This window comes from Streptomyces sp. NPDC001858 (assembly GCF_053594615.1).
On the sequence record NZ_JBSFEV010000006.1, the window covers coordinates 221736 to 237741 of the forward strand.

Consider the following 16006-nt stretch of genomic DNA (forward strand, 5'->3'; position numbering starts at 1 on the left):
ACGTCCTGCCGCTCCTGCTCATCTTCCGCGTCGCCCAGCGCGGCTGCGTCGCAGGGATGTCGACGTCCGGTCAAGTAGCCCGACGTCCGGCGCCCTAGTAACCCTTTTCCGACCTGTTGCAAGGAGTCATGCATGAACACGCCCCTGTCCCGCCGTACCGCCCTTCAGGCGTCACCGCCGTGGCGGCCGGGCTGTCCGGCGGTCTCACGGCCACGGCGGCACACGCGGACGAAGACAACTCCGTGCCAACGTTGGTCACTTACCCGCGCCCGGCGACGCTGCCGACCAACACCAGTTTCAAGGTCCGCGTCCGCACCGCTCCCGACGGCGAGTGGCAGACCCTCGACATCTACCGGCCTCAACTGGAGGAGATCAACGCCACAACCGGTTCCGGCAAGGTCTACAACACCTCGATGGTCTACTTCGACTTCCGCGGCTCCGTGGAAGTCGAGGTCACCTACCTCAAGGGCGGCACCACCGAGGCCAGAGTGCGGCCGGACGCGCTGGGCATCACCCCTGAACTCCTCGGTGACACCCTACGTTTCACGCTTCAGGAGCCTCGCGACATGGTCGTCCAGATCAACGACGAGATCTTCGACTGCCTGCACCTCATCACCAACCACATCGACCCGCACCCGCCCTCCGCCGACGACCCGAACGTCATCTACTTCGGCCCCGGCGTGCACAACGTCACTGGGAACGTTCTCACCGTGCCCAGCGGCAAGACCGTCTATCTGGCGGGCGGCGCTGTCCTGACCGCACAGGTCTACTTCAAGGACGTTGAGAAGGCGGCCCTCGCCGGCCACGGCATGCTCTATGGCGGCCCCGGCGGGATTCTCTGCGAGGGCAGTAAGAACATCCGTGTCCAGGACGTCATCATCATGAATCCGAACGGCTATGCCGGCACGTTCGGCGAGAGCGAGAACGTCCGCGTCAGTAAGGCCCGTTCGTTCAGCTCGAAGGGCAATGGAGACGGTTTCGACGTTTTTTCCTCGACCGGGATCGTCTTCGACGGCTGTTTCATGCGCAACTCGGACGACTGCTTCGCCATCTATGCCCACCGCTGGGACTACTACGGCGACACCCGCGACATCACCATTCAGAACTGCACCCTGTGGGCCGACGTCGCTCACCCCGTCAACGTCGGCACGCACGGCAACACCGACGCCCCTGAGACGATCGAGAACTTGGTCATCAAGAACATCGACATCCTTGATCACAGTGAGCCGCAGATGGGGTACCAGGGGTGCATCGCTCTCAACCCCGGCGACTCCAACCTGATCGAGGACGTCCGGATCGAGGACGTCCGCCAGGGCCAGGTCATCCACATGCGGATCATGTACAACACGAAGTACAACACCTCGGTCGGCCGCGGCATCGAAGACGTCTACGTCAAGAACCTCAGTTACGCCGGCACCCACGCCAACCCGTCGCTCTTACTCGGCTACGACGCCGAGCACGCCATCAAGAACTTCACCTTCGAGAGCCTGGTGGTCAACGGGCAGGTCATCGCCGACTCGATGAAAAAGCCCAGTTGGTACTACACCACCGACGCCATGCAGTGGTTCTACAACGAGCATGTGCTGAACCTGAAGTTCGTCACCACCGCCGAGGCCGAGACCGAGGTGGCTGCGCAGTGAGCCCGATCAGCCGCCGTGGCCTGCTGACGTCCTCGACTGCAGCGCTGCTCGCCGCGGGCACCAATACCTTGTTCGTGCCTGCGGCTCGAGCGGTGGCGGGGACGACGGGTGACGGCGGGTCCGCCTTCGCCTTCACCCACCCCGGGCTGCTGCACAGCGCGGCCGACGTCGCCCGTATGAAGTCCGCCGTCGACGGTCGACCGTCTCCTGTCTACGACGGCTATCTCGCGCTTGCCGCGCACAGTCGATCGCAGACTGCATACACCATTCAGAATGCGGGCCAGATCACGCAGCCGCCTATCGGAACGCACTGCGGGCTGTCACGGGCAACCGCGCCCACGCCGACAAGGCTCGCGACATCCTCAATGCCTGGACGGCTTCCCTCACGGTGATCACAGGAGCCGACGGCCCGCTCGGCGCCGGTCTGCAGGCATTCAAGTTCGCCAACGCTGCCGAACTGCTCCGTCACACCGACTACGACGGATGGGCGGACTCCGACATCGCGCGCTGCGAGGAGTCCTTTCTGGATGTCTGGTATCCGGCGGTTTCCGGATACATGCTCTACGCCAACGGGAGCTGGGACCTGACGGCTATTCAGACCATCCTGGCCATCGGTGTGTTCTGCGAGGAACGGACCCCGTTCGAAGACGCTCTTCGCTTCGTTGCGGCCGGCGCCGGTAACGGCAGCGTGGCCCATCGCATCGTCACGGCGGAAGGGCAGGGCCAGGAGTCGGGTCGCGACCAGGGACATGAACGGCTCGCGGTCGGCCTCATGGGCGACGCCGCCCAGGTTGCCTGGAACCAGGGCGTCGACCTGTGGAGCTACGACGGGAACCGCATTCTGGCCAACGCCGAGTACGCCGCCCGCTACAACCTGGGCGGCGACGTCCCGTTCAGCCCTGACCTCGACCGCACGGGGAAATACATCAAGAAAGCGGTTTTAGCGACCGGACGGGGCGCCCTGCCCCCGATCTACGAGATGTACTACGCCCACTACGCCGGAGTCCGCGGCCTCGACGCCCCTTATGCCCAGGCGGCCGTGTTCCGCGGTGCCGGCGGTGCCCGAGTCGTCGAGGGCGGCAATGACGACGTGCCCGGCTGGGGCACCTTCACCTGCGCGGGCGCGACGGCCCCGACCGCGACCGTCCCCGCCCCTCCGGCCGGTGTCACGGCGGTGGGCGAGGCGCGAGCCGTCACCGTGTCCTGGCTGCCCTCCGCCTGGGCGACCGGCTACACGGTCCTACGTTCCTCCGTTCCCGAGGGCCCCTACGAACAGCTCGCGACCGGGGTCGGGACGCCTGTGTTCACCGACGCCCGCGTGTGCGCGGGACGCGTGTATCACTACAGGATCGTCGCTTCCAACTCCCGGGGTCAGAGTGGAAGTTCGACAGTGGCATCGGCCTCCGCCGGGCTGCCCCGGCCCTGGTCGACGACCGACGTCGGCCCCGTCGCGATCGCTGGTTCGGCCGCCTTCGACGGCGAGCGGTTCCTGCTGGAGGCCTCCGGCAGCGCGGACGCCTACCGCCTCGTGCACCTTCCCCTGCGTGGGGACGGTTCGGTCACCGCACGGATCGTGTGGCCGCTGAGCTCTCAGTACTCCAAGATCGGCGTCACGGTCCGTGCCTCCCTCGCCCCGGACGCGGCTCATGCGTCGATGCTGATCCAGGGGCTGCCCCTGCACACATGGAGCGGCGTGTGGACCGTACGGCCCGCTGCCGGAGCCCTCGTCTCGGCGACCGGGAGCACGCCCGTGCCTCCCTCACAGCAGACGGCGATCACCACCAAGGCCTCGTTCCCGATCTCCGATCTCGGTGCGCTGCCGGAGTCCGCGACCCCGATCGAGGCCCCGTACGTGGAAGGCGCCGGCGACGGGTACCGGATGCGTGCGCCGTACTGGGTACGGGTGACCAGGAAGGGGCGGCGCTGCACCGGCTCCATTTCTGCAGACGGTATGCAGTGGACCGTGGTCGGCACTTCGGAGGTCGACGGTATGCCGCATACCGCATACGCCGGTCTCGCCTTCACATCCTCCCTCGGCGTAGATGAGGAATACGCCGATACGGGCACCGGAGCCTTCGACAACGTCAGCGTCACCGGTGCCGGCGGGGACGTCTGGCGCACGCCCCGCCCCACCCGTACCACCCCCGACCTGCGCGCCACGGCCGGCGGCGACGGTGTCCGACTGACATGGACCGATCCCGACCTCTCCGCGCGCTACAGCGTCCTGCGCGCCTCGCGCGCCCATGGCCCCTACTGGGCGATCGCCACCGGCGTCGGCCCTGTCGGCTTCGGGACGCGGATCCGGTACACCGACGTGAGCGGCGCTCCCGGGACGACATACCACTACGCTGTGGCAAAGACCAACTCCTCAGGCCAGGGCCCCCGTTCAGAGCCGATCAGCGCCGTCGCGCCATCCGTTTCCACAACAGTCGGCAGGGCGACGCCCGCCGAATTCAAGCCCCTTCCCGCCCCGTGGACGTTCGGCGATCTCGGTGACGTCGTTCTCGACCGGCGTGACTACGGAACCCTCGGCGTCGCAGCCGTCCTCACGCCGGCGACACGTGGTACGACGGCGGGACCTTCGTGGTGCGCGGCGCGGGATCCGACCTCAACGTCAACTCGCAAGGGATGTCAGCCCAGTTCGTTCGGCAGTCGGTCGTCGGGGACAGCGAGATCACCGCACGTCTGCTCTCACGAGAGGGCGCGACGGCCGACCGGGTCGGTCTGCTGATGGCCAAGTCCCTGTCGCCGTTCGATCAGGCGGCCGGTCTGATCGTCACCGGCGGCACGACCGCTCAGCTCATGCTGCGACCGACGGTCGCTGGCGCTTCCATCTTCTCGGGCACGGCCAGAGCTCAGCTCCCCCTGCTCTTGCGCCTAAAACGCACGGGAACCGTTTTCGCAGCCTCCGTCTCCACCGATGACGGCGTGACCTGGACACCCGTCTCGGAGGGCTCGGTCCCCGCTTTCGGCGACGCCCCCTACTACGTGGGCCTGGTGGTCTGCTCCCGCAGTCCGCTGACCCTCGGCACCGCACGCTTCGGCGAGGTGATCGTTACCTCGGCATAGCTGACCCGGATCCCCCCCACGGATCCGCTCACGATGGGAGCCCACCCCATGAGCCGCACATCCCCCGACCACCACGACGATGTGAGCCGCCGCAGTCTCCTGAAAGCCGCCGGCGGTCTCACCGCCGCAGCCGCCTGGGCACCGGTGCCGCATCCGCTGCGGCAACGGCGGAAGCCGCGCCCGCCGCCTTCACCCACCCCGGCATGCTGCACAACGCCGGTGACATCAACCGCGCCAAGGTCAGGGTCGCCGCGGGCACCGAACCCTGGCTGTCCGGCCGGAACAAACTGACCGCCAACCCCCATTCCCAGGTCGCCCCTGAGGGAGGTTGCGGTGACTACGGGTCCACCAGCGGGGGCTACGACCAGCTCGGTTTCGGCACCCTGATGTACGCCAAATAGCCCTGCTACAGGCTCGTGCACCGGAATACCGTGCGCTGTTGTGGTGCTCTGGTGTTACCGGTGCGCGAGCGCGGCGAAGGGCTGGTGAGCAGGTGGCAGCAGACCAGACGAATCCCGTGGGCGAAGGCCAGGCGGAGCCCGACCCGGATCCCGTCGTCAGGACCCCCTACGGGGCGGTACGCGGGAGATACGAACATGGCGTCGCCATCTTCCGGGGCATCCCTTACGCGGCACCCCCCTTCGGACCCCGCCGCTTCCGGCCCCCCGTGCCGCCCGAGTCCTGGGGCGGAGTGCGCGATGCTGGCGCTTTCGGTGCCACGCCGCCGAAACCGCCGTACTCCGACGCCTTCGCCCCGTATCTGTCGGACCCCGTCGTGCCGGGCGACGACTGTCTCAACCTGAACGTCTGGACGCCCGAGCCCGGTCCGGGTGCCCGGTTGCCTGTCCTCGTTTGGCTGCACGGCGGAGCGTTGACCAGGGGTTCTTCAGCGGTGCCCGTGTACGACGGACACGGGTTCGCCCGTAATGGAACCGTTTTCGTCTCGATCAACTACCGACTGGGAGTGGAGGGCTATGGACTGTTTCCGGACGCCCCGGCCAACCCCGGACTGCGTGATCAGCTTGCCGCACTGGAGTGGGTGCACCGTTCGATCGGGGCCTTCGGGGGTGACCCCGACAGGGTCACCCTGGCCGGACAGTCCGCCGGAGCCATCAGCGTCGGGGCCCTGATCGCGACCCCGCAGGCACAGGGACTGTTCCGGCGCGCCGTTCTGCAGAGCGGCCCACCGGAGGCCTTCGAGCGGGACAAGGTCCGGCGCATGGTGCGCCGCATGGCGGCCCGGCTGAAGATTCCCGCCACCGCCGAGGCCTTCGCCGGCGTCGATCGGGGCCTGCTGCTGCGCACCCAGGCCGACGTGGGCAGGCTCGGCAGCCCGGTGCTGGGTGGGCCCGCCTTCGGCATCGTCGTCGACGGCGACCTCGTCCCGTGCGACCCCCTGGAGGCCCTCGTCGACGGGGACGCGGCACGCGGCATCGACCTGCTCCTGGGCTGGACCCGCGACGAGTACCGGCTCTGGCTGGTCCCGGGCGGCCTGCTGGAGCACGTTGATCGGCTGGGGCCCGTCGCCCTCGCCGGCGCGATGGCCCGCTGCCACTGCGGCCAGCAGGTGCCGCGCGGCTACCGGGCGCTGCACCCCGACGCCGGCACGGCGGAGATCGTCGGTCAGATGGTCACCGACAATCTGTTGCGTCTGCCCTTGCATCGGCTGGCCGACGCCCGTCCCGGAACGTCTTACGTGTACGAGTTCGCCTGGCCGTCGCTCCGGCCCGGCCTCGGCGCCTGCCATGCCCTCGAGCTCGGCTTCGTCTTCGATACCGGCGAAACGCCCGAGTCCGCGAAGCTTGCCGGGGACGGCACTCCGCAGGAGCTCGCCGACGCGATGCACGGGGCATGGACGCGGTTCGTCGCGACGGGCGATCCAGGCTGGGAGGCCTGGGGCGCAGCCCATCCGGTGCGCGTCTTCGGCGAGGTCGGCGGTGGACGGTATGAGGGAGACGGTATTTCGTGCGAGGTCGACTGTATGTCGTATACCGCATACGGTCCACGGGATCGCGAGCTGGCCCTCTGGACGGCGGAGGAGGAACGCGTCCTCTCGGGGGAGTCCGTTGACGAGGCGGCTACACCGGACCCTCGGCTCGCCAGAACCGTGCGCGGCACGGAGCTGAGATCGGCCGTGCGCCGACTGCGCCGGGCCGGGGGAGTCCGGGGCCGCTGAACGCCGGTCGTCGCGCCGCGAGGGAGCTTGATGTCGATCAGACCTGTGTCACACCCGGCCCATTGCGAGGCGCGCCCGTAACCAGTTTCCCGAGCGGAGGCTAGCAGCGGTGGGCGTGTGGAAGGAGGCCTACGCGGAGGTCAGCGTCCGGGCGATCGAGGCGACGGCCTCCGGTCCGACCCGGCAGCAGCCGCCGATCAGCCGTGCTCCCGACTCTCGCCAGCCCCGGACCTGTTCGGGTGTGAAGGTGGCCCGGCCGTTCCAGGCCCGGGCCTGCGCGTCCCAGGCCTCGCCGCTGTTCGGGTAGACGACGACGGGTTTGCCGGTCACCCGCGCCGCGGTCGCCACGACGGCGTCGACGTCCTCGGGGGCACAGCAGTTGACGCCGACTGCGATCACCTCGTCCGCGTCTGCGGCCAGGGCGAACGCCTCCTCCAAGGGTTGCCCAGCGCGCGTGCGGCCACCGGCGATCGAGTACGACAGCCAGGCCGGTACCCCGAGACCGCGTACCGCGCCCAGCAGAGCCTTGGCCTCGTCGGCGTCGGGAACCGTTTCCAGTGCCAACGCGTCGGGCGCGGCGGCAGCCAGCACCTCCAGCCGGGGACGATGGAAACGCGTCAGTTCCTCGACGCTCAGCCCATAGCGACCGCGGTATTCGGACCCATCGGCGAGCATCGCCCCGTACGGCCCCACCGAGGCGGCCACCCACAACGGGTGTGTGACCCCCTTGTCCCGGGCCTGCCGTGCCGCCTCCCGGGCCAGCTCCACGCTCAGCTGGAGCAGTCGGGTCGCCTTCCGGTGGTCGATCCCGTGCTTCGCGAAGCCCTCGAAGGTGGCCTGGTAACTGGAGGTGATCGCCACGTTCGCGCCTGCTTCGAAGTAGGCGAGATGCGCTTCGATGATCGCCTCGGGTCGCTCGGCGAGGAGCCGGGCCGACCACAGATCGTCGCTCAGATCGTGCCCAGCGGACTCCAGCTGGTTGGACATGCCGCCGTCGAGGACGACGGATCCGACGGCGAGAGCTGTGGTGAGAGGGGTCTCCGGGAGCGGGACGGGCGTGTCGCTGGTCATGCCCCGACGCTAGTCGCAGCGGCGGCAGAAAGCCTGATGCGTCCAGCGAAGGAAAGGGTCGCTCACAATGTGGCATTTCGGGCGACCGACCGATGCTGGCGGCCTCCGACGACCCCGCCACTGGAACCACTAGCGGCGCTAGGCCCACGTTTGCCAGTCTGGGCTTGCGCAGGTCTGGCAGGCGCACGGCATCCGTGCTCCAAGATTGCTCGACTGTGTCGCACGGCCCGAGGGCGATGTGGCGTTGTGGCTCGAGGACGTGCCGGGCGATCCCGCCACACGCTGGCAGCTCGCCAGGCACGTCGAGCACGCGCGCCGACTCGGCACGGCCCAGGGAGCCATCGGCGAGGCGGGCGACGAACTGTGGCTCTCCCGTCGGCGCCTGGGCCAATAGGTCGGCAGCAGCACCCTCGGACGGGAACTCCTCGATGACGAAGAGGCATGGCGACAGCCCCTGGTCCGAGACCATTTCCCGCCGGGCCCACGTAGTCCATGGTCCGTCTCCACGACGATCGCGAGTGGTTCCTCGACACCATCGAGAGCCTCCCGCGCGCGCCTTGAGTCACCTCGACCCGTGGTCGGCGAACGTGCGTGCGGACGGTGCCGACAGCGTCGTTTTTTGACTGACGAAGAACAACTGGGTTACCGGGGTGGGCACATGGTGTCGTCCGACGCACGCATGCTGGCCTCGGTGCCAGGTTTCACACAGACCCTGAATGCCCGCTGACGGGATGTCATGGTTGCGCAACCGCAGGCGTTGCAGGGGCAGGGGAGTCGGGTGGATGGTCAGCAGCAAGTCGCGTGATGGGCCATGGCCTGCGAGTCGAGTCGTCACCCTCGCGCCGAGTGCCGTCCGCCTCGACGCCGTCCTCCGCCCCGAGTTCGCTTGGTCGCCGGGACCAGCAGTGCACCGAGCAGCCCGGCAGCCAGGACGTACGGCCACCAGCCGAACGCGCCGCTCTCCGCTGCGCCGACGTTGCGCGGTGCGCCCATCACGGAATCCGATGCGGCTCGCCCGTGTGCGTTTGCCGAGCGGCTCGCGGTCGTTGCCGTCAGGACCACGTCGTTGCCGTCGCCGGCCTTGTAGCTGATCCGGTAAACGGTGTCGGCGATTTTCACCTCGGCACCCTCGTGCAACCCGTCGAAGGTGCCTGTGGTGGATGTATTACCCGTGTGGTTGAGTACGGTGATCTCCCGTACAGGGGTCTTCCCAGTCTTGGCGTCGACGTTACTGGAAGCGGTATCACTAGCGGTCGAGTCGGAAGACTTATCGAAAGCGGTACCAGCACCTTCCTCCTCCGCGGCCGCCGTTCCTGCCCCGGCCCCCGTCCTCGCGGCCTTCTCTACGCCGGACAGGTCGAGCCCGCCGTCCAGGGAGACCTTGCCGCCCACCTTCAAGGGTGCCTCCACCAGGACCAGTTGACCCTTGTCGTTCTGCGTGTAGGAGCCGGCCACCGTCAGCCCGCCCGTGACCACGCCTTCGTTCATCACGGCACCCTGCACGGTCCCCTTGCCGCTGAGTGTGCTTGTCACCCGCAGCGCCATATCGCCGGTGTCCAGTCGCGCCCCCGCCGACGTCAGCCGGATCGCACGGCTGTTGGCGAGTGTTGCTCCACCCTTGAGAGCGAGCGTTCCCTGCTCGACCGTCGTCGTTCCGGTGTAGGTCACGGCAGAGCCGGTGAGGGTCGTCGTCGCCGTCCCTGACTGGACGAGCGAGCCCCCGCCGCCGAGTCGGGACAATGAGAGCGCATTCTTTGCGTTGTGCACGACGAGCGTGCCGTCGTTCACTATGCGGCGCCGGTCCGTGTCCGTGAGCAGGGAACCGTCTCCCTGCGCCGATCCCAGTCGCAGGATCGCTCCCTTTTCCACGGTGGTCGAACCGTCGTAGTACTGCGCGGCTGCGAAGGTGACGTCGTTGCCCTTGGTGCCGGCTATGACGACATCGCCGGCACCGGGCGAGGCCAATGTGTCGTGGTACTTGCCGCCCCCGATCGGCGCGCCCAGGGTGACCGGCCCGTTGTAGTCGAAGGTCAGCAGGGACCGACGTCCGCTGGCTTCGTGCAGATTGATGTAAACGGTGTCTTTTGTTCCCGGCATGAAGATCTTGTGCGTTGTGCCGTCGCCCCACTGCACGTTCGCACCCTCGATGTTGGTGCCGCGCTTGTTCAACTGGTGTGGAACCGCACGCCAGTTGATATCCGGATCGCTAAGTGAGGGTGCGCTATCGCCGCCCTGGTCGCTGTAGCTGTACTGCCCTGTGAGGACGACCTTGCTGCCGGGTCGTGTGTGGACGTTGACGTCGCTGCCGTACTCCCGCTGGTAAAAGTCCTGCCGCAGAGTGATCGTCTGATGCAGCGGGGTGTCGATGATCCAGGATCCTTGATTCAGGATCGCCCGGGCGTTGGGCAGCGACACCGGGTACTCAGGGCGGCCGACCGCCATGCCGGTGCCGTTGTCGATGACCCCGGAGAAGAGGTGTGTGCCCGCCAGGTCGAGGGTGCCCCACATGTTGCGGGGCTGGGTGACCAGGCCCGACCCGCTGATCGTGCCGATGTTGAAAGTGCGGGTCAGTGACAGCCGCAGGGTCCCGTCGACGCGGACGTTGAGCTGGTTGAGCCGGTACCCGGGGGTGTCGTAGGGGAAGTGCCCGATCAGCCCTGTACCTCCACCGGTGCCGTACTGCAGGGTCGTTCCGCGCTCCACTGTGATCGCGGGCGGGTCGGGGTTGCTGACCGTCGTGTACGGATGGTTTCCGCCCTGTGTGCGCACCACCTGGCGCCTACGTGACTCGGGCAGGGTGAAGTCGCTGTCTTTGCTCAGCACGAGCGTTCCGCCGCCGCGCACGGTAAGCGTTCCCTGACCGCGGAAAACGCCCTCGTATGTTGTCGCTCCGGCAGGCACGGTGATCACCGTGTCGCCGGTGAGTGTCACGTCCCGGTTCGCGAGGACGTCGGCGGTGATGTCCCTGGCGTCGGCGGCCACGGCCGGGGGAGCGGTGACCAGGAGGGCCGCGACGGCCGCGAGGGCGCCGGCGGCTGCGGCTGAGGTGTGGAGATGGCTGCGCACGCATCGGAGACGCGCGGGCATGTCGCTGATAACAGAAATTCGCTCCATCCGAGAGTCCGTCCCGGCGTCCCGCGGCCCAGCGGACCGCGCGCCCGCCGGAACTCCGGAAAGGGCTTTCCATCAAGTCTCGTCAGACCCGTTGACCTGCTCGTAACACGCCCTTACCTTTTCGGCGTTCGGCATTCCATATCTCGTTCGATGTTCCGAACGCCCCTCGCTCGAGAGACAACGCGTGTACCCCAGCCCGCTCGTTCCCCGCCCCGCAGGCCCCCAGGTCCACCGCCATGGCAACGGTTTCTACTACTTAGCAGCGACCCACCCCGACTATCACCGGATCGTGCTGCGTCGTTCCCCGGCGCTACCGGGACTCGCCCCGCTTCCGAGTCCGTCATCCGGAGGCGCACGCCACCGGTGACGTGGGCGCGCACATCTGGGCGCCGGGCCGCGAGTCGTTCTCGGTGGCCGAGGGTGGCGCGACCGACCTGCTGCTCCACCACGCCAGTCGGCACCGGGAGATCGACGACGACCCACTGAACGACCCCAACCGCCACACCCGGATCCAGACAGTCGGCTGGAACCCGGACGGCACCCTCGACTTCGGCGTCCTCGTCGCCGATACCGTGAAGGAGAGTGCGTGAGATGAGACGTGCGTACGCGACCCTGCTCGCCCTCTGTCTGGCGCTGGTGGGCGCCCTCGCCACCGCGGGACCGGCCCACGCGGCACCCGTCACCATCGCCAACGGCACCCAGTTCACCGACACTTCGGGCAGCCCGGTGCATGCCCACGGCGGCGGGCTCCTCAAAGTCGGTTCCTACTACTACTGGTTCGGCGAGAACCGCAACGCCGACAACACCTTCCGCTACGTGGACGCCTACCGTTCCACCGACCTCAAGAACTGGGAGTTCCGCAACCATGTCCTGACCCAGTCGAGCGACTCCGAGCTGGCCGTCGCCAACATCGAGCGCCCGAAAGTCATGTACAACGCGTCCACCGGCAAGTTCGTGATGTGGATGCACAAGGAGAACGGCACGGACTACAGCGAGGCCCGGGCTGCTGTCGCCGTCTCGGACACCATCGACGGAAATTACACCTGGCAGGGCAGCTTCCAGCCGCTCGGCCAGTACATGTCGCGTGACATCACGGTCTTCGTGGACACCGATGGAGCCGGTTACATGGTCTCTGCAGCCCGCGAGAACTACGACCTGCAGATCTATCGGCTCACCGACGACTACACCGGTATCGCAAGTCTGGTCGCCGACCCCTGGCACGGAGGGCATCGCGAAGCCCCGGCGCTGTTCAAGCGAAACGGCGTCTACTTCATGCTCACTTCGGGCGCGACCGGCTGGAGTCCCAATCAGCAGCAGTACGCGACGGCGACCTCCCTCGCCGGCCCTTGGTCCGCCATGACGAACGTCGGCGACTCCACGACGTACGGCTCCCAGACCGCGTACGTCCTTCCCGTCCAGGGGACTTCGGGCACTACCTACCTGTATCTGGGAGACCGCTGGGGCAACTCCTTCGGCGGAACCGTCAACGACTCCAGGTACGTCTGGCTGCCGCTGACCTTCCCGACGTCCACCTCGTTGTCGATGTCCTGGTTCCCCGAGATCACCGTCGACACGGCCGTGGGAACGGTTACCGGTACGAGCGCCACGTACAACACGCTCATCGCCCGGCACAGCAACAAGTGCGCCGACGTCACGAGCCAGTCCCTCTGGGCGGGCGCCCAGATCAAACAGTACGACTGCAACGGCGGCAACAACCAGAAGTACTGGTTCAAGTCGGTCGGAAGCGGTTACTACCAGTTGGTCGTCAGGAACAGCTCCCTCTGTGTGCAGGAGAACGCGAGCACGGTCAGCCAGGAGAACTGCAGTGCGACGGCCACCAGTCAGCAGTGGTCGCTGACGACGTCGGGCAGCTACGTCAATGTCATCTCCCGCGCGAGCGGCGAGTGCCTCGACGTGAACGGCGCGTCCACCGCCAACTCCGCAGCCGTCATCACCTACACCTGCAACGGAGGGACCAACCAGCAGTGGACACGAGGAACGTGAGGTTACGTCAGGCAAGCAGGTCGATCGCGTCGATCGACGTGCCTGCGCTGAGATAGGAAGTCGACCCCGAACCGCTCACCACGTTGATCTTCAGCACGTTGTACTGACTGGTGTCCGTGAGCCAGGCGCTCGCGGGGATGCTGTAGGTGAACGTGTAGTTGTTGCCCCGGTAGGACCCGTTCGTCAGCGACCGGGTGCTCGGCTGGGTGGGCGGGGAGGGGATCGCGGAGGTCCACGCGTCGTTCACGACGATCTGCGGACGTCCGTTGGCGTAGGCCGTCGTCACGCCGATGCGCAGGGTGTGTGCGGCGGCGGCCTGGGCCGCCGTCAGCCTGAAGTACACGAGCAGGCCGCTGTTGACGTCTTTCCAGATGTAGCAGGGGAACGCCGAGGCCTCGCTGCCGCTGCCGATCACCACGTTGCCCGTCCAGGCGGCAGCCCGTACGTCCGACGGGTGCGCGTAGGTCATGAGATCGGCATTCTTGAAGCCGCTCGGCGTGCCGGTCCAGTCGTTGATCCGCCAGATCGCGCTTGCGGTGCCCGGGTCGTTCGAGGACGGCACGGCGATCGAGTTCAGGGTCGTCGTCCCACCCGCGGATACCGTCACCTGCGTACTGAATACAGTCAGCTCGCTCTTGTAGACGGTCAGCGTGTACGTCCCGGGCAGTGCCCCCGCGATCGAGAAGTATCCGTCGGACGCCCGGGCCGAACCCCAGTACTGAGCCGCCGAGTTGGCGAGCCCGACCGTGTACGGGTAGGCCGTGTTGCGCCCGGTGATGCCGACGCCCGCGACCCGGCCCCGGCCGCTCGCGCCGACGTATCCGGAGATGCCGAGCGAGTCCGCCCAGGAGGTGGTCAGGGTTCCCGGGAACAGTGACGACGAGGGTGCGCCGCCGTCCGTGAAGGCGATGACGTAGGGGCCCTGGAGGCCGAATCGCTGGTCCTCGGTCTGGTTCTGGCCGTAGTACAGGATCTCGTAGAGGCCACCGCCGTCGGCGCTCTGATGGCGCAGGAGAGAGCGGTAGAAGGGGCCGCCGGAGGCTTTCTCATGGTTACTGCGCACGATCCACAGACCGACGCTGCCCGTCGTCCAGCCGATGTAGTTGTAGTCGATGACGCGCAGCTTGGAGTAGTGCTTGGAGCGGGTCTGGCCGTCGGACTTCGCGAAGACGTCGGAAGCCTCGATGGTGCTGGTCGTGTAGGTGTAGGAGTCGGGCTCGTCGTTGAGGAACAGGCCTGCTTTGACGCGCACGATGTAACGGGTTGCCGAAACGGACGTGTCGGCCTTGTTGGTCCAGAGATAAACGTGGTTCTCCCCGCTGCGGGCCGCGTAGTAATGCTTGAGCGTGCCGTGCGTGACGGAGATCAGGATCGTCGAGCCGGACTGCGTGATCGTGACGGTGGAACTGCCGAGTCCCGACTCGATGTGCGAGTTCATTCCGCCGTAGCCCTGGTACTCGGTGCCGCGGTAGACCAGCGAGGTCAGATCGCCGGTGGTCTTGCTGACCTTGAAGACCAGGTTGGCGCCGGTGTCGACGACGTAGTTCGAGCCGTCGTCGGTGTAGCCGAAGGCCGCCGCGGCGGCCGGGGCTGCGAGCGGCCCGGCGAGCGCGGCCGAGCCGGCGGCGGCTGCGGTGCCGAGGACGAAGGTGCGGCGTCGGACCGGCCTGGGGCTCTCGGTTCCGGACATGGGGGTGCCTCCTTCGGAGGGGTGTGGGGGTGCGGGTGCCTGAGAGAGTGACAGTTGAATCGATTTCGCGAAAGGGCTTTCGCTTGCCGGAGGTTGGCAATCTTGTGAAATCGGTCCAAGGTCTAGAAAGCGCTTGCCAGAGGATGTACGGTCCAGCCGCCAGCCCCTGTTGCCGTGACGGAGGAGCCGCAAGTGAGACGTTTCAACATCGCCGTGCTGGCGGCGCTGACCCTGACCGCCGGTCTGACGGCCGTACCCGCCGCCGCTCACGCCCAGGGCGGCCGTGTGCCCCTCGGCATCGACAACTGCACCGCCACCTCCTGCCACTTCGACGTCCCGCCCGGCTCTTACGACGTGCGGGTCGTCCTCGGCGGCGATTCCGAGTCGAGCACCGTGGTCAGTGGAGAGACCCGGCGCGCGCTGCTCCAAGAGACAGCCGTTTCCGCCGGAGAACGCATCACCCGCAGCTTCACCGTCGACGTCCGCAGCCCCGAGGGCGAGCCGACGGGAGCCGACGGAACTCCCGGCCTGGACCTGGTGCTCGGCGGCTCGGCGCCTGCCCTGGCCGACATCAGGGTCACCCGTGCCCGGCACGCCCGGCAGATCTTCCTCATCGGCGACTCCACGGTCTGCGACCAGCCCACCGATCCCTACACCGGGTGGGGGCAGCAGCTGCCTCAGTACCTGCGCAAGGGGGTATCGATCGCCAACTACGCGGATTCCGGCGAGAGTACGGTCACGTATCTGGGAAACCCGCAACTCTGGGACACGGTTAAGCCGCTGATCCGCCCCGGCGACCTCGTTCTGGTCCAACTCGCTCACAACGACAAGACGACCGACGAGGCGACGTATCGTGCCAACCTCGAGACACTGGTCGCGGGAGTACGGGAGAAGGGCGGCCGTCCGGTCCTCGTGACCCCCATCGTGCGCCGCTGGTTCAACGCCGACGGCACGCTGAACAACGGAACAGCCCTGCTGGTCAACGGACTTGGCGTCGATCATCCCGCAGTCATCCGCTCGGTGGCCGCCGCGCGGGACGTTCCGCTCATCGACCTCACCGCCAAGACCAAGGCACTGGTGGAGTCCCTGGGCGTGGAGGGCTCCAAGGCGCTCTACCTCTACAACGAGAAACGCGACAACACGCACACCTCCGTGAACGGAGCCACGGTCTACGCGGGCCTGGTCCGCGATGAACTCGTCGCCCAGCAGCTGGTGCCGAGAGGCACCGTGCGGGTGGGATGA

General features: G+C 67.4%; 8 protein-coding genes and 3 pseudogenes. 8 read left to right on the forward strand and 3 right to left on the reverse strand.

From position 1 onward, the window contains the following. Positions 1-132: 132 nt before the first annotated feature. The 4 genes and pseudogenes from ACWCPF_RS11365 (at position 133) to ACWCPF_RS11380 (ending at position 6885) form a co-directional block, all read left to right on the forward strand. A pseudogene (locus tag ACWCPF_RS11365) lies at positions 133-1640 on the forward strand (glycosyl hydrolase family 28 protein). Next, a pseudogene (locus ACWCPF_RS11370) lies at positions 1637-4709 on the forward strand (alginate lyase family protein). The pseudogenes ACWCPF_RS11365 and ACWCPF_RS11370 overlap by 4 nt, the downstream one beginning before the upstream one ends. Positions 4710-4757: 48 nt before the next feature. Next, positions 4758-5017 (forward strand): annotated as a pseudogene (locus ACWCPF_RS11375) (alginate lyase family protein); the annotation flags it as partial. Positions 5018-5202: 185 nt separating this feature from the next. Further along, on the forward strand, positions 5203-6885 hold the full coding sequence (locus ACWCPF_RS11380; RefSeq protein WP_451044750.1) for a carboxylesterase/lipase family protein: 1683 nt from the start codon (positions 5203-5205) through the stop codon (positions 6883-6885). 129 nt (positions 6886-7014) lie between these two features. Here ACWCPF_RS11380 and mmuM read toward each other — a convergent pair whose 3' ends face one another. Next, a complete protein-coding gene (mmuM, locus tag ACWCPF_RS11385; protein WP_451044751.1) occupies positions 7015-7956 on the reverse strand; it encodes a homocysteine S-methyltransferase in 942 nt (313 codons plus the stop codon). Between the two features lie 205 nt (positions 7957-8161). On the opposite strand from mmuM, the gene ACWCPF_RS11390 reads away from it, so the two are divergent. Then, the gene (locus tag ACWCPF_RS11390) at positions 8162-8350 is read left to right on the forward strand and encodes a hypothetical protein (RefSeq protein WP_451044752.1); all 189 of its coding nucleotides are present in this window, start codon (positions 8162-8164) and stop codon (positions 8348-8350) included. Between the two features lie 437 nt (positions 8351-8787). On the opposite strand, the gene ACWCPF_RS11395 is transcribed toward ACWCPF_RS11390, so the two are convergent. Continuing rightward, a complete protein-coding gene (locus ACWCPF_RS11395; RefSeq protein WP_451044753.1) occupies positions 8788-11043 on the reverse strand; it encodes an autotransporter in 2256 nt (751 codons plus the stop codon). A gap of 395 nt (positions 11044-11438) precedes the next feature. Between ACWCPF_RS11395 and ACWCPF_RS11400 the strand changes: the two genes are divergently transcribed. Beyond that, positions 11439-11660, forward strand: coding sequence for a family 43 glycosylhydrolase (locus ACWCPF_RS11400; RefSeq protein WP_451044754.1), 222 nt, complete (start codon positions 11439-11441; stop codon positions 11658-11660). A gap of 1 nt (position 11661) precedes the next feature. Next, entirely contained in the window at positions 11662-13074 is a 1413-nt protein-coding gene (locus tag ACWCPF_RS11405; RefSeq protein WP_451044755.1) for an RICIN domain-containing protein, read from the forward strand. 7 nt (positions 13075-13081) lie between these two features. On the opposite strand, the gene ACWCPF_RS11410 is transcribed toward ACWCPF_RS11405, so the two are convergent. Further along, on the reverse strand, positions 13082-14764 hold the full coding sequence (locus ACWCPF_RS11410; RefSeq protein ID WP_451044756.1) for a rhamnogalacturonan lyase B N-terminal domain-containing protein: 1683 nt from the start codon (positions 14762-14764) through the stop codon (positions 13082-13084). A gap of 192 nt (positions 14765-14956) precedes the next feature. Between ACWCPF_RS11410 and ACWCPF_RS11415 the strand changes: the two genes are divergently transcribed. Continuing rightward, positions 14957-16006: a rhamnogalacturonan acetylesterase gene (locus ACWCPF_RS11415; RefSeq protein WP_451044757.1), complete on the forward strand. Its 1050-nt coding sequence runs from the start codon at positions 14957-14959 to the stop codon at positions 16004-16006.

Excerpts from the sequence above, each read along its gene's own strand:
- ACWCPF_RS11405 (WP_451044755.1), top strand. The coding sequence starts at position 11,662 with ATGAGACGTGCGTACGCGACCCTGCTCGCCCTCTGTCTGGCGCTGGTG.
- ACWCPF_RS11410 (WP_451044756.1), bottom strand. The coding sequence starts at position 14,764 with ATGTCCGGAACCGAGAGCCCCAGGCCGGTCCGACGCCGCACCTTCGTC.
- mmuM (WP_451044751.1), bottom strand. The coding sequence starts at position 7,956 with ATGACCAGCGACACGCCCGTCCCGCTCCCGGAGACCCCTCTCACCACA.
- ACWCPF_RS11395 (WP_451044753.1), bottom strand. The coding sequence starts at position 11,043 with ATGCCCGCGCGTCTCCGATGCGTGCGCAGCCATCTCCACACCTCAGCC.